Below are 685 nucleotides of genomic sequence, written 5' to 3' on the forward strand. Positions count from 1 at the left end.
ACGCTCCCACGGCTTGTAGGCACACGGTTTCAGGTACTATTTCACTCCGCTCCCGCGGTACTTTTCACCATTCCCTCACGGTACTATCCGCTATCGGTCACCAGGGAATATTTAGGCTTAGCGGGTGGTCCCGCCAGATTCACACGGGATTTCTCGGGCCCCGTGCTACTTGGGTGTCTCTCCAACGAGCCGCTGACGTTTCGACTACGGGGGTCTTACCCTCTACGCCGGACCTTTCGCATGTCCTTCGCCTACATCAACGGTTTCTGACTCGTCCCACGGCCGGCAGACCGTGGAAGAGAGATCCCACAACCCCGCATGCGCAACCCCTGCCGGGTCTCACACGCATACGGTTTGGCCTCATCCGGTTTCGCTCGCCACTACTCCCGGAATCACGGTTGTTTTCTCTTCCTGCGGGTACTGAGATGTTTCACTTCCCCGCGTTCCCTCCACACTGCCTATGTGTTCAGCAGCGGGTGACAGCCCATGACGACTGCCGGGTTTCCCCATTCGGACACCCCCGGATCAAAGCCTGGTTGACGACTCCCCGGGGCCTATCGTGGCCTCCCACGTCCTTCATCGGTTCCTGGTGCCAAGGCATCCACCGTGCGCCCTTAAAAACTTGGCCACAGATGCTCGCGTCCACTGTGCAGTTCTCAAACAACGACCAACCACCCATCACCCC

The 685-nt window shown here is 59.1% G+C and carries 1 rRNA gene; it reads right to left on the bottom strand.

Annotated elements, in window-relative coordinates:
* Window positions 1–628 (bottom strand): 23S ribosomal RNA (locus JHAT_RS33540); the annotation flags it as partial.
* Between the last annotated feature and the right edge of the window lie 57 nt (window positions 629–685).

The organism is Streptomyces sp. JHA26 (assembly GCF_002005565.1).
Classification (GTDB): Bacteria; Actinomycetota; Actinomycetes; order Streptomycetales; family Streptomycetaceae; genus Streptomyces.